Origin of the sequence: Paraburkholderia sp. GAS42 (assembly GCF_050436565.1) — a bacterium.
GTDB lineage: Bacteria > Pseudomonadota > Gammaproteobacteria > Burkholderiales > Burkholderiaceae > Paraburkholderia.
Genome location: NZ_JBNDML010000014.1, coordinates 84,086 through 96,072, shown reverse-complemented (window position 1 = coordinate 96,072; position 11,987 = coordinate 84,086). Strand labels below are relative to the sequence as shown.

Genomic DNA, 11,987 nt, shown 5'->3' with positions numbered 1-11,987 from the left:
AATAGAATCAGAAAGCGATGCCGAGCGTCAGATACGGACGCACGCTGTGATTGCGAATGCCGTACGCGAGGTCGACGTTGACCGGGCCAACCGGGCTGCGCCAGCGCGCGCCCAGGCCGACACCCGGATAAAAGACCTTTTCGCCCCAGGTGTCGGTGGCCGTGCCGATATCGAAGAACGCCGCCGCGCCCCAGTCGCGATTGAACCAGTGCTGGTATTCGCTCGTCGCGGTGGCAAGGTACTTGGTCGGCAGCGTCGAGCCGCCGACGTTATTACCGATGCTCTGGAAGCTGTAGCCGCGCACCGAATTCGAGCCGCCCGCGCGGAACAGCAGCGACGCCGGAATGCCGCTCGAAGGACCGCTCGTAAACACGCCGCCCAGTTCCGCGCGAAACAGGATGAGGTCGCGCTTGCCGATCGGCAGATACTGCTGGCCGCGCGCATAGCCGCGCACGAAGCTCTGGTCGGTCAGCACGTTCTTGACCGCAAAGCCAGCCTCGACGTGAACCAGATTGCCGGAGCGCGGGAACAGCGGGTCGTCGGTATTGCGGCGGGTCCACGACCAGGCGGGAACGAGCGCGTGACTCGTCGTAGGCGGCCCGACGTTCTGGTACAACCGGTCCTGGTAGTAGAGAACCGAGTACGCGTAATCGATGAACTGGGAGGTCCGCGTGCGCTGCACACCGGCGCGTGCGCTATAGATGTGCGTATCGGACACGTTGGTGCTCGTATAGGACGCGAGCACGCTGTTCACCCAGCCACGTTTGCCCGGCGGCATCGACAGCTGGATCTGTCCGTATTGCTGGATCTGGTCGATCCGCCCGTCGACGGAAAACGGATACGCGCGGCCGAACGTGTCGAGATACGAATAGGAACCCTGAACTCGCGGACCGTTGTCGGTCGAATAACCGACGCCGCCGCGGATGCTGTTGTAAGGATATTCGCTAACCTTCACGTGGACGGGCGTTTCGAGCGGCTTCGCTGGATCGCTGTCGGTATCGATCGCGACGCTCGCGTAATACGGCGTGTTCTGCAGTTGACGCTGAAGCTCGACGACGCGCTTCTCGTCGTAGATATTGCCGACACCGATCGGGTTCACGTTGTCGACGATCTGCTCCGGATAGCGACGCGTGCCCGACACATCGAGCTTGCCCATCGTGAACGTCGGGCCGCTGTCGAACGTGACGCTCAGTGTCGCCTCGCGCGTGCGCGGATCGACGCGGGCTTCGGAGTGGTCGATTTTCGCGCCCAGATAACGGCGCGCCTGGAGCGCTTTCAGTGACGCATTCTTCGCGGCGTCCCAGTCGCCTTGCGTAAACGGGTCGCCTTCGTGCAGCGAGAACGCGAAGCGCGTGGCGTTCTCCTGCGCCGGGTCTTCCGTCAGCACCGGCCCGCGGAAGGACAGCGAAATCGACGCGATCGTGGTCATCGGACCGGGATCGACGCTGACCGTGACCTCGCGCTTGCCCTCGACCGTGCGGACGTCGGTTCGGACAACCGGAGAGAAGTAGCCCTGCGTCGCCGTGAGGTCGCGCACCTGCTGCGGCGTGGCGGTGACGAGGAATTCGAACTGGTCGTCGCTGATGTCCTGTCGCTTCGCAAAGCGCGCGATGTCGAGGTGCTCTTCCAGCAGCTTGCGCAGCGCGCGCGGCGAGGTTTCGATGTCGATCTTGTAGGCCGGCGCGGTACGCGCGTCCGCCTTGCCGGCCGTCAATGCCCATACGAACACGAGGAAGCCGAATACGAGCCCTGCGCGCAGCATGCGCGCCGACAGGCGCGCGGCGTAGAGACGCCCCGCACCGGCTGCTGCACGCGACACACGCGACGGTTCGATCACACACCCCGCCAAACGGGACCTCCGGCCATTATTGGTTGTTTCCGCCCGGCGCCGCGGTAGCGGGCTGAAGCTCGCTATTTGACCACATCGGCACGGTCCAGCGATCTCAATAAACGTTCGGCCAGGCGCGCCAGAGCCGGCCCATGGGCCGCCAGGCCGCGCGCGCAGGCTCTATCGGGTGGCACGCGGGCGGCATGCGGGCGGCACGCGGGCGGCATGCGGCGCCCGCGCTTCGACGCTGTGCCGACGGGAATGTTCCGCGACTTTTCGACCGGGCGAGGCGCTTGCGGTAAAATTGCGTTCGACATCGGCCGCCGCCCGCGCGGCGGCCGCATTCTTCTCTCACGGACGTCGAGCCATGTATCAATCGGATATCACGCAGTTCCTGAATCAGCTGAAGCAGCAAAAGCCCACTCTGGAGGCAGAACAGCGCCGCGGCCGTTCACTGCTGTGGGACAAGCAGCCGATTGATCTGGACGAGCGCGCCAAGCAGCAGTCGTCGCGCGTTGAGCAGACGCCTTACGTCTATTACCAGAACTTCTGAGCGTGACCACTGCCGACGAGGCCCGCGCCGCATCGGGCCGGCCCGACGCAGCGCTCGCCGCGCCCGCGACTGATTCGACGCCCGATGTCGTCGACGGCATCGCTTTCGCGCGCCTGTACGGCGAGCCGCTCTTCAAGCTGCCGACGGACCTGTACATCCCGCCGGACGCACTCGAAGTCTTTCTTGAAACGTTCGAAGGGCCGCTGGATCTGTTGCTGTACCTGATCCGCAAGCAGAACTTCAACGTCCTCGACATTCCGATGGCGGACGTGACGACCCAGTATCTCGGCTACGTCGACCAGTTGCGCAAGACCAATCTCGAACTCGCCGCCGAGTATCTGCTGATGGCCGCGATGCTGATCGAGATCAAGTCGCGCATGCTGCTGCCGGTGAAAAAGGCCGACACGGGCGAGGAAGCCGAAGATCCGCGTGCCGAACTCGTACGCCGTCTGCTCGAATATGAGCAGATGAAGCTCGCCGCACAGCGTCTCGACCAGTTGCCGCAGCTCGGGCGCGATTTTCTGCGCGCCGAGGTGTACATCGAGCAGAGCATCACGCCGCGCTTCCCCGACGTGAATTCCGACGACCTGCGCGCCGCGTGGGCTGACGTGATCAAACGGGCGAAGCTTGTGCAGCATCACCGTATTTCGCGTGAAGAGCTGTCCGTGCGCGAGCATATGAGCGTGATCCTGCGGCGCCTGCAGAATGCGCGATTCATGGAGTTTTCCGATCTGTTCGATACCACGCGCGGCGTGCCGGTCGTGGTGGTGAACTTCATCGCGATGCTCGAACTGTCGCGTGAATCGCTGATCGAGATTACCCAGGCCGAGCCGTTTGCGCCCATTTACGTCCGTCTGGCCTACCTGCCTGCATGAGTCTCCACGTATGAACGGCCCGCAGCAGCGGCTGGCTGCGTCAGTACGCGCCGGGGATTCCGTGATATGCCTCGTTTCGGTGCGGCAGCGTCACAAATCCACTACAATCCCGCGCTCCAAGTCCGTCTTCACGGCCGGGGAGCGCCAGGCGCGAGACAGCCGGCCGTTCGCCGACAGCGCGCCCTCTCCCGCTTAAGGAATCCGCAAGGAACCCGCGACCGATCATGAAAGTCATCAGCTCGATCCACGAATTGCGCGACCAGTTGCGCGGCCAGAACCGCACTGCCTTCGTTCCGACGATGGGCAACCTGCATGAAGGCCACCTGTCGCTGATGCGCCTCGCGCGCCAGCACGGCGATCCGGTTGTCGCGAGCATCTTCGTCAACCGGCTGCAATTCGGCCCGAACGAGGATTTCGACAAATATCCGCGCACGCTCGAAGCGGACATCGAGAAACTGCAGAAGGAAAACGTCTACGTGCTGTTCGCGCCGACGGAGAAGGATCTGTATCCGCAGCCGCAGGAGTATCGCGTGCATCCGCCGCACGATCTGGGCGACATCCTCGAAGGCGAATTCCGGCCGGGCTTCTTTCAGGGCGTGTGTACGGTCGTGATGAAGCTGATGTCGTGCGTGCAGCCGCGCGTCGCGGTGTTCGGCAAGAAGGATTACCAGCAGTTGATGATCGTCCGGCAGATGTGCAACCAGTTCGCGCTGCCGACCGACATCATCGCCGCCGAGACGGTGCGCGACACCGACGGCCTCGCGCTCAGTTCGCGCAACCGCTACCTGCAGGTCGCCGAGCGCGCCGAGGCGCCGGTGCTCGCCGCGACGCTCAACCGCGTGCGCGACGAAGTGCTGGCCGGCAACCGCGATTTCGCGAAGGTCGAAGCGGCCGCGATGGCGTCGCTGACCGCGCGCGGCTGGCAGCCGGACTACATCGCCGTGCGCAAACGCGTGGACCTGCTGCCGCCGGCCGCGCAGGATATCGACGAACCGCTCGTCGTCCTCGCCGCCGCGAAACTGGGCGCGACGCGCCTGATCGATAACCTCGAAATCTGACGCTGCCGCCTGCCGGCATCCATCGCGCATCCAGGTCCAGGGTACATAAGGAAGGAAACGGTCATGCAACGCCACATGCTGAAATCGAAGATCCATCGCGCGGCGGTCACGCACTGCGAGCTGCACTATGAGGGTTCGTGCGCGATCGACGAAAACCTGCTCGAAGCGGCGAACATCGTCGAAAACGAACGGATCGACATCTGGAACATCAACAATGGCGAGCGTTTCTCGACGTACGCGATCAAGGGCGAGCGCGGCAGTGGGATGATTTCGCTGAACGGATCGGCGGCCCGACGCGCGCAGCTAGGCGATCTCGTCATCATCGCGGCGTTCGCGACGGTCGATGAAGCCGAGTTGAAGGCAGGCTGGAAGCCGGATCTGGTGTTCGTCGACGAAAACAACCGGATCAAGGGCAGCCGGGATCACGTGCCGACGCAGAGCTGGACCTGAAAGGCACGTTTCGTACGTGCTTGCCGGCTTCCGGTGGCCTCCGGTGAGGCTGCACTCCGCCGCAAGATGCAAAAAAGCGCAGCGAATTCACGCTGCGCTTTTTTTCAATACAAGACCATCTGCGTACACCGAAATAGTGCGATCACCCGTCCATTGGGCGCAAACACTTTGGCGTCCCAGATCTGGGTACTCCGCCCAAGATGGACGCCTGTCGCCTCGGCCCTCACCACGCCTTCAACCGCAGTCCCTAGGAAATTGCTCTTCAACTCGATCGTCGTGAAATTCACAGCCTTCTCGGGCAAATGAGCAAGACACGCATATCCGCAAGCTGTATCGGCCAGTCCGATAACGGACGCCGCATGTAAAAACCCGTTCGGCGCAAGCAGATCCGCGCGAACGGTCAGTTCGCCGACCAGCGAACCCTGCTCCAGCGACGCGACACGAAACCCGAGCAGATCAGGCAGCGTTCCGCGCTGGCGGTCGCGCAGGCGTTCAATCGTATATTCCTGGCGAAGCGTGCTCATAGCGTTCGAACCTCAGCGGGAAAAGTTAAAAAACCGGGCCGCCGGCGCAAAGACTTCGGCGCAAGCGGATTTGCCGATATTATCAACGCCTGCACTGGATTGACTGCGAAGCAAAAGGAAACACCAGGAAAGCACACAGGCACGGCAAACCGGCTGGCGTGGCCAGTCTTCTTCCCGGGAGAATTCATGACGGTAATCGTAGTGGCTAACCCGAAGGGCGGCGTAGGCAAAAGCACGCTCTCTACCAATCTGGCCGGTTTTTTTGCGGCATCCGGCGAGTGGGTTGCGCTCGCGGACCTGGACAAACAGCATTCCGCGCACGCGTGGCTCGACTTGCGGGCTGACACGCTGCCCGCCATCGAAAGGTGGGAAATCGATCACGACGCCCCGGCCAAACCGCCCAAGGGCCTCGAACATGCGATCATCGATACCCCCGCCGGCCTGCACGGCAATCGCATGAGCGTCGCGCTGGACCTGGCGGACAAGATCATCGTGCCGCTCCAGCCGTCCATTTTCGATATCCTCGCGACCCAGGAATTCCTCGAACGGCTCGCCAAAGAGAAGGCGATCAGGAAAGGCAACATCGAAGTCGGCGTGGTCGGTATGCGGGTCGACGCGCGTACGCGCTCGGCCGATCAGCTACATCGCTTCGTCGAAGGCCTCAAGCTGCCGGTGCTGGGCTATCTGCGCGACACGCAGAACTACGTCCAGCTGGCGGCGCACGGGCTGACGCTGTGGGACGTTGCCAGAAGCCGCGTCGAGAAAGACCTCGAACAGTGGCAGCCCATCATCGAATGGACCAACGGCAAGGCCTGAACATCCCGGGAAGGCGGCCGGCCGGCGAATGACCCGTGGGCCGCCTGATGTGGGTGTGACGCGCCAGGTGCGCTCGCCCTCATCCCGGCAACGACCGGGAAACCGACGTGTGCCGCCCCCGGGAGGGGCGACACACATCGACCAATACCTGACGAGGCAAAGGCCGGAAACCCGGTTCGAAAGATAGAAAAACCAGAAGAATCAAGCCCCGACGACCTGCCGCGGCGCGCGCGCGGCGCCCACCGAATAGAGCCCGCCGCCAAGCAGCCCTTGCACAACCAGCGCGACAGCCCAGAACGCCGGATACTCCCATCCGCCGTTAGGCGAAGTGAAACTCCATCCATTGTGCAGATGGACCGACATCGCGCCGAGCATGAACGGCAACAACACAGCCGCAACCCAGCGAACCTGGAACCCCAGCAAAAGCGCCACGCCACCGGCAAGCTCAACAAACGTGGTCACATACGCAAGCCAGCCAGGCAAGCCGATAGAAACAAAAAACCCGGCCGCCCCCGGCAACGTAAATACGAAAATCTTCTGCAGACTGTGCGCGAGATAAAGCACGCCCAGCGTGAGCCGCAGGATCGTGGCGGCTGCATCTGCGTGACGGGTCGAATTCATGTCCGGCTCCTCAAAGGATTTTGAAAAGACAGCGCCATGCGCGCCATCAATGGACCAGACTGTATTCGAACCAGTAAAGAGGAAAAACCGCAGATAACGCTTAGATTATTTCCTCATAGGCGTTAATCAGCGGCTCAACCGATCGCACCAAACAGCTTCGGCAGATCGAGATGCGCCGCCAGCGTGTCCGCGAGACGATCGAGCGAAGCCTCTCGCAGCGCGGGATAGTCCACATCCTGCGCGTCAGCCAGCCCCGCCCACGCGAGCATTGCGCTGCAAGCCTCCGGCGTATCGAACAGTCCGTGCATGTAGGTGGCCAGAATCTGCCCATCGCCGGAAATTGCGCCGTCGGTGCGATCGTCACCCGCCCCGTCAGCCGATAGCATCAGCGCTGGTCGCTCGAGCGCCGGCCCCTCTGTCTCGCCCATGTGAATTTCATATCCGGCCACCGGAGCGGATCCGTCCAGAGCAAGTCGACCCGTCACGTTCTTGAGCGTCTTCGCCTGCGTCAGCGTCGTCGAAAAATCGAGCCAGCCAAGGCCGGCGACGCTCCCCGGCGCGCCCTCCACGCCATGCGGGTCCGCCACTTCGCGCCCCAGCATCTGCATGCCGCCGCAAATGCCGACCACACGTCCGCCGTAGCGCAAGTGGCGACGCAGCGCCTCCTCCCACCCCTGCGCCCGAAGCCACGCAAGATCGGCCTGCACGTTCTTCGAGCCGGGCAAAATCACCAGATCAGCCGGCGGCGGCGCAGTGCCCGCGCGCACATAACTGAAATCGACCTGCGGGTGCGCACGCAGCGCATCGAAATCCGTGTGATTGCTGATATGCGGCAACGCCGGCACCACGACACGCAAGGCTCCTGCGCCATCGCCCGCATGCGCTGAATGCGGATCGCGCGGCAGCATGTCCTCGGCGTCGAGGGTGAGACCGTGCAGGTACGGCACCACGCCGAGCACCGGCTTGCCGGTCTTTGCTTCGAGCCAGTCGAGCCCGGGTTTCAGCAGGCCGATGTCGCCCCGAAACCGGTTGATGATGAAGCCGCGCACCCGCGCCTGCTCACTCGCCGACAGACACGCAAGCGTCCCCGTCAGATGCGCGAAGACACCACCCCGATCGATATCCGCGACGAGCACGACGGGGCAATCCACTGCTTCGGCAAAGCCCATGTTCGCGATGTCGCGATCGCGCAGGTTGACCTCGGCGGGACTCCCCGCGCCTTCGACGAAGATCGTGTCGTACGCAGCCTGCAGGCGGGCATACGACTCCAGCACCGCCTCGAACGCGACGGGTTTGTAGTCGTGATACGCCCGCGCGTCGAGATTCATCCGCGCCTTGCCGTGGATGATCACCTGCGCGCCGCGGTCGCTCGTCGGCTTGAGGAGCACCGGGTTCAGGTCAGTGTGCGCGTCGATGCCGGCCGCCACCGCCTGCAGCGCCTGCGCGCGTCCGATCTCCCCGCCGTCAACCGTCACGGCGCTGTTGAGCGCCATGTTCTGCGGCTTGAACGGCGCGACCCGCACGCCCGCGCGACGCGCCAGCCGGCACAGCCCGGCGACGAGCGTGCTCTTGCCCGCATCGGACGTCGTGCCCTGAATCATCAGTGTGCCGCGCGGGACGTGAACGTCCACGTGCGCATCGTGGCCCGACGAAGATAGCGAAGAGAGCGGAGGCAATGAAGAAGTCGTCACGAAAGAATCGCAGAGCGGCGGAAGCGGAGCCCGCATTATCGCCCGCGCGGGAACACGCCGGTACAATCACGCGATGATTCCACGTGATCTCACCTTCGTGCTCGGCGGCGCCCGCTCGGGCAAGAGCCTGCATGCCGAACAGCTCGCCAGCGAAAGCGGGTTTCCGGTCACCTATATCGCCACCGCGCGCGTCGCGGACGCCGAATTCGCCGCACGCGTCGCGCATCATCGCGAGCGCCGTCCGCCGCACTGGCAGCTGCGCGAAGCGCCGGTCGATCTCGCCGGCGCCGTGACATCGATCGATGCACCGGACCACTGCATCCTGATCGACTGTCTGACGCTCTGGCTCGCCAACCTCCTCTGTCCGCCCGACGACACGCCGCTCATCAGCGACGCCCACGCACAACTGCTCGCGTTCGAAGCCGCACTCGTGTCGGCGCGCGGCAGGATCATCGTCGTCAGCAATGAGATCGGGCTCGGCGTCGTGCCGCTTGGCGCGGCGACACGTCTTTATGTCGACGAACTCGGGCGCCTGAACCAGCGCATCGCCGCGTTGAGCACGCAGGTCACGATGATGGTCGCGGGCCTGCCGCTCGTACTCAAGACACCTGGACACACATGATCCTGACGATGCCGCTCATCGCGACGCTTGCGACCGCCTCGGTGGCCGTCGACCGCTGGTTTGGCGAACCACGCACTGCGCATCCGCTGATCGGGTTTGGCAAGCTCGCCGCGGCCATCGAAACGCGTCTGAACACCGGCGTGCGGGCGCGGCTGATGGGCATCGTCGCGTGGCTCCTCGCCGTCGTGCCGCCAGTCGCGATCGCCGCATGGCTCGTCGCCGTGCTGCCGTTCATGTACGCCTGTGCGTTGCATGTCGCGCTGCTGTGGTTCGCGCTCGGCGCGCGCAGTCTGCACGATCACATCGAGCCGATCGCACGCGCGCTCGTCAAACGCGATCTCGCAGAGGCGCGGGTGTTGACGTCGCGCATCGTATCGCGCGAAACAGCGCACGCCGACGAGGCCGCGCTCTCGCGAGCCGCGGTCGAATCCGCGCTCGAAAACGGCAACGACGCGATCTTCGGCGCGCTCTTCTGGTTCGCGATTTTCGGTGGGCCAGGCGCGCTCGCGTTCCGCCTCGCCAACACGCTCGACGCGATGTGGGGCTATCGCACGCCGCGCTATCTGCGCTTCGGCTGGGCGGCCGCGCGTTTCGACGACGTGCTCAACTGGATCCCCGCGCGTCTCACGGCCGCGAGTTACGCGCTGCTCGGCGATACGCGCAACGCGCTGCGCTGCTGGCGCGAGCAGGCGCATCGCTGGGATAGTCCGAATGCGGGGCCGGTGATGGCATCCGGCGCGGGCAGCCTGAATGTGCAGATCGGTGGGCCGGCCGTGTATCACGGCGCCATCGAGCAACGTCCGACGCTCGGCATGGGCCGCGCTGCGACCGCGCAGCACGTGATGGCGGCGCTAACGCTCGTCGAGCGGAGCGTGTTCCTGTGGCTCGCCGTGCTGATCGTACTGGCCCTGCTGAGCGTACCGTTCAATGTCTGACGCAATCGCTCACGGCGGCAATCTGTACGAAGCGGCGCGCCGCTACGGCATCCCGTACGACAACTGGCTCGATCTGTCGACCGGCATCAATCCGCACGGCTATCCGGTGCCGCCGGTTCCCGCTGACGCGTGGCGTCGCCTGCCCGACGAAGGCGATGGTTATGCCGCCTGCGCCGCGCGCTACTACGGCGCGCCAGACGCCTCGCACGTGCTTCCAGTCGCGGGCAGTCAGGCGGCGATCCGCACACTGCCAAAGCTGTTGCCGCACGGCACGGTCGGCGTCGCGCCGTTGACGTATGGTGAATATGCACCGGCGTTCGTGCGCGCCGGTCATCGGGTGATGACGCTCGACGTTGCCCGCGCATCGTTGCCCGACGAGATGACGCACGCGGTTGTGGTCAATCCGAACAATCCGACGGCGCAACACGTTAGCGCTGCGACGTTGCTTCGATGGCACGCGCAGTTGTCGGCGCGCGGCGGCACGCTGATTGTCGACGAAGCGTTCGCCGATACGATGCCATCCGGATCGCTCGCGGGGTCGACGGATCTTGCCGGGCTTGTCGTGTTTCGTTCACCGGGCAAGTTCTTCGGACTCGCCGGCGTGCGCGCGGGCTTCGTGCTTGCCGCGCCCGCGTTGCTCGCCCCACTGCGTGAAGCGCTCGGCGCGTGGACCGTGAGCGGTCCCGCGCGTCACGCTGTTACCGCTGCATTCAGCGATGAAAAATGGCAGCGCGCGATGAAAGCGCAACTCGATACAGACAGCGCACGACTGGCCGCGCTGCTCGACGTGCATCGGTTGCCGCTGCATCGCACGCCACTCTTCGCATGGACACCGGATGCACGCGCAGAGGCGCTTCATCACGCGCTCGCGCAACACGGTATCTGGACGCGCTTTTTCCCGACGCCCGCAAGCGTGCGTTTCGGTCTGCCCGCATCGGATGCGCAATGGTTGCGTCTCGAACAGGCCTTGAAAGACAGCGTGCGTGAGATCGAAAATGCGTCCCCCTCTTCCGTGCCCAATCGATGAAGAAGCGCTTCGCCCTTTTTGCCCTTACCGCTTTAACGGCCGGCATGGCGTCAGCAAACGCGCTCGCGATCAGCGTCACCGACGACTCGGGCGCCACCGTCACCCTTTCCGCTCCAGCTCAACGCGTGATCAGCCTCGCGCCGCACGTCACCGAACTGATTTATGCAGCGGGCGGCGGCTCGAAACTGGTCGGTGCCGTGACGTATAGCGACTATCCACCCGAGGCGAAACAGATCCCGCGCGTCGGCGACAACAAGGCGCTTGATCTCGAACGCATCGTCGCGCTGAAACCGGATCTGATCGTCGTGTGGCGTCATGGCAATGCACAGCGGCAACTCGATCGTCTGCGTGACCTGCACATTCCACTGTTCTTCAGCGAACCGCATCATCTCGACGACATCGCCGTCACGTTGACGAAGTTTGGCGTGCTGCTCGGCACATCGTCGACCGCTGACGCTGCCGCGAACGCGTATCGCAACAACATCGCGCAACTGCGGGCGCGCTATGCGGCAAAGCCGCCCGTCAGCGTGTTTTATCAGGTCTGGGATGAGCCGTTGATGACGCTCAACGGCACACACCTGATCAGCGAAGTGATCGCGCTCTGCGGCGGACGCAATGTGTTTGCGAAGCTCGAGCCGCTCGTGCCGGCGGTCTCCACCGAAGCGGTGCTGGCCGCGAATCCGGAAGCGATCGTGACCGCATCGCCCGGCGCGACGACGCCCGACCGGACCTTGCCGCAGATCGATAAATGGCGCGCGTGGCCCGCGCTCGATGCAGTCGCGCACGACAACCTGTTCACCATCGATGGCGATCTGATCAACCGTCCCGCACCTCGCATCGCGCAAGGCGCTACGCTGCTCTGTCAGGATCTGGAGATGGCCCGCTCGCGAAGAACGGGCGCTGCGCGCTAACGGTGGCTCGTGCGTGTGAGTTGCTCACGCGCGGCTTATGTGCGGCTCACATGCGGCTTATGCGTTGCGCTCGCGC

13 protein-coding genes are annotated in these 11,987 nt (G+C 64.2%); 9 read left to right on the top strand and 4 right to left on the bottom strand.

Annotated elements, in window-relative coordinates; all coding sequences use genetic code 11:
- Positions 1-7: 7 nt before the first annotated feature.
- Complete coding sequence (locus tag P3T16_RS20985) at positions 8-1,849, bottom strand: autotransporter assembly complex protein TamA (protein ID WP_429343699.1); 1,842 nt, start codon at positions 1,847-1,849, stop codon at positions 8-10.
- Between the two features lie 346 nt (positions 1,850-2,195).
- Here P3T16_RS20985 and P3T16_RS20980 point away from each other — a divergent pair, with 346 nt between their 5' ends.
- The 4 genes from P3T16_RS20980 to panD all read left to right on the top strand — a co-directional run bounded on the left by P3T16_RS20980 (position 2,196) and on the right by panD (position 4,764).
- Positions 2,196-2,381 carry a DUF3460 family protein gene (locus P3T16_RS20980; RefSeq protein ID WP_429257830.1) on the top strand — a complete coding sequence of 62 codons (186 nt, stop codon included), beginning with the start codon at positions 2,196-2,198 and terminating at the stop codon, positions 2,379-2,381.
- Positions 2,382-2,383: 2 nt separating this feature from the next.
- The gene (locus tag P3T16_RS20975; protein ID WP_429257829.1) at positions 2,384-3,256 is read left to right on the top strand and encodes a segregation and condensation protein A; all 873 of its coding nucleotides are present in this window, start codon (positions 2,384-2,386) and stop codon (positions 3,254-3,256) included.
- 224 nt (positions 3,257-3,480) lie between these two features.
- The gene (gene panC / locus P3T16_RS20970; protein WP_429343698.1) at positions 3,481-4,314 is read left to right on the top strand and encodes a pantoate--beta-alanine ligase; all 834 of its coding nucleotides are present in this window, start codon (positions 3,481-3,483) and stop codon (positions 4,312-4,314) included.
- A gap of 63 nt (positions 4,315-4,377) precedes the next feature.
- A complete protein-coding gene (panD, locus tag P3T16_RS20965; RefSeq protein ID WP_429343697.1) occupies positions 4,378-4,764 on the top strand; it encodes an aspartate 1-decarboxylase in 387 nt (128 codons plus the stop codon).
- A gap of 104 nt (positions 4,765-4,868) precedes the next feature.
- On the opposite strand, the gene P3T16_RS20960 is transcribed toward panD, so the two are convergent.
- Positions 4,869-5,288: a PaaI family thioesterase gene (locus tag P3T16_RS20960; RefSeq protein WP_429343696.1), complete on the bottom strand. Its 420-nt coding sequence runs from the start codon at positions 5,286-5,288 to the stop codon at positions 4,869-4,871.
- Between the two features lie 186 nt (positions 5,289-5,474).
- Here P3T16_RS20960 and P3T16_RS20955 point away from each other — a divergent pair, with 186 nt between their 5' ends.
- Positions 5,475-6,104 (top strand): AAA family ATPase, encoded by a 630-nt coding sequence (locus P3T16_RS20955; RefSeq protein WP_429257825.1) that lies wholly within the window; start codon positions 5,475-5,477, stop codon positions 6,102-6,104.
- Between the two features lie 201 nt (positions 6,105-6,305).
- On the opposite strand, the gene P3T16_RS20950 is transcribed toward P3T16_RS20955, so the two are convergent.
- Both P3T16_RS20950 and P3T16_RS20945 read right to left on the bottom strand, forming a co-directional pair.
- Complete coding sequence (locus tag P3T16_RS20950; RefSeq protein WP_429257824.1) at positions 6,306-6,725, bottom strand: DoxX family protein; 420 nt, start codon at positions 6,723-6,725, stop codon at positions 6,306-6,308.
- 134 nt (positions 6,726-6,859) lie between these two features.
- Positions 6,860-8,326 carry a cobyric acid synthase gene (locus tag P3T16_RS20945; RefSeq protein ID WP_429343766.1) on the bottom strand — a complete coding sequence of 489 codons (1,467 nt, stop codon included), beginning with the start codon at positions 8,324-8,326 and terminating at the stop codon, positions 6,860-6,862.
- Between the two features lie 163 nt (positions 8,327-8,489).
- On the opposite strand from P3T16_RS20945, the gene cobU reads away from it, so the two are divergent.
- The 4 genes from cobU to P3T16_RS20925 are packed head-to-tail and all read left to right on the top strand — an operon-like array spanning position 8,490 to position 11,911.
- Positions 8,490-9,038, top strand: coding sequence for a bifunctional adenosylcobinamide kinase/adenosylcobinamide-phosphate guanylyltransferase (gene cobU, locus P3T16_RS20940; protein WP_429343695.1), 549 nt, complete (start codon positions 8,490-8,492; stop codon positions 9,036-9,038).
- Positions 9,035-9,973, top strand: coding sequence for an adenosylcobinamide-phosphate synthase CbiB (cbiB, locus tag P3T16_RS20935; RefSeq protein ID WP_429343694.1), 939 nt, complete (start codon positions 9,035-9,037; stop codon positions 9,971-9,973). Before cobU ends, cbiB begins: the two co-directional genes overlap by 4 nt.
- Positions 9,966-11,000: a threonine-phosphate decarboxylase CobD gene (gene cobD, locus P3T16_RS20930; RefSeq protein WP_429343693.1), complete on the top strand. Its 1,035-nt coding sequence runs from the start codon at positions 9,966-9,968 to the stop codon at positions 10,998-11,000. The genes cbiB and cobD overlap by 8 nt, the downstream gene beginning before the upstream one ends.
- Positions 10,997-11,911, top strand: coding sequence for a cobalamin-binding protein (locus tag P3T16_RS20925; RefSeq protein WP_429343692.1), 915 nt, complete (start codon positions 10,997-10,999; stop codon positions 11,909-11,911). Before cobD ends, P3T16_RS20925 begins: the two co-directional genes overlap by 4 nt.
- Positions 11,912-11,987: the final 76 nt, after the last annotated feature.

Bases quoted from the DNA above. Each gene is read 5' to 3' on its own strand.
- P3T16_RS20980 (WP_429257830.1), top strand. From the start codon at position 2,196: ATGTATCAATCGGATATCACGCAGTTCCTGAATCAGCTGAAGCAGCAA.
- panC (WP_429343698.1), top strand. From the start codon at position 3,481: ATGAAAGTCATCAGCTCGATCCACGAATTGCGCGACCAGTTGCGCGGC.
- panD (WP_429343697.1), top strand. From the start codon at position 4,378: ATGCAACGCCACATGCTGAAATCGAAGATCCATCGCGCGGCGGTCACG.
- P3T16_RS20960 (WP_429343696.1), bottom strand. From the start codon at position 5,288: ATGAGCACGCTTCGCCAGGAATATACGATTGAACGCCTGCGCGACCGC.
- P3T16_RS20955 (WP_429257825.1), top strand. From the start codon at position 5,475: ATGACGGTAATCGTAGTGGCTAACCCGAAGGGCGGCGTAGGCAAAAGC.
- P3T16_RS20950 (WP_429257824.1), bottom strand. From the start codon at position 6,725: ATGAATTCGACCCGTCACGCAGATGCAGCCGCCACGATCCTGCGGCTC.
- P3T16_RS20945 (WP_429343766.1), bottom strand. From the start codon at position 8,326: ATGATTCAGGGCACGACGTCCGATGCGGGCAAGAGCACGCTCGTCGCC.
- cobU (WP_429343695.1), top strand. From the start codon at position 8,490: ATGATTCCACGTGATCTCACCTTCGTGCTCGGCGGCGCCCGCTCGGGC.
- cbiB (WP_429343694.1), top strand. From the start codon at position 9,035: ATGATCCTGACGATGCCGCTCATCGCGACGCTTGCGACCGCCTCGGTG.
- cobD (WP_429343693.1), top strand. From the start codon at position 9,966: ATGTCTGACGCAATCGCTCACGGCGGCAATCTGTACGAAGCGGCGCGC.
- P3T16_RS20925 (WP_429343692.1), top strand. From the start codon at position 10,997: ATGAAGAAGCGCTTCGCCCTTTTTGCCCTTACCGCTTTAACGGCCGGC.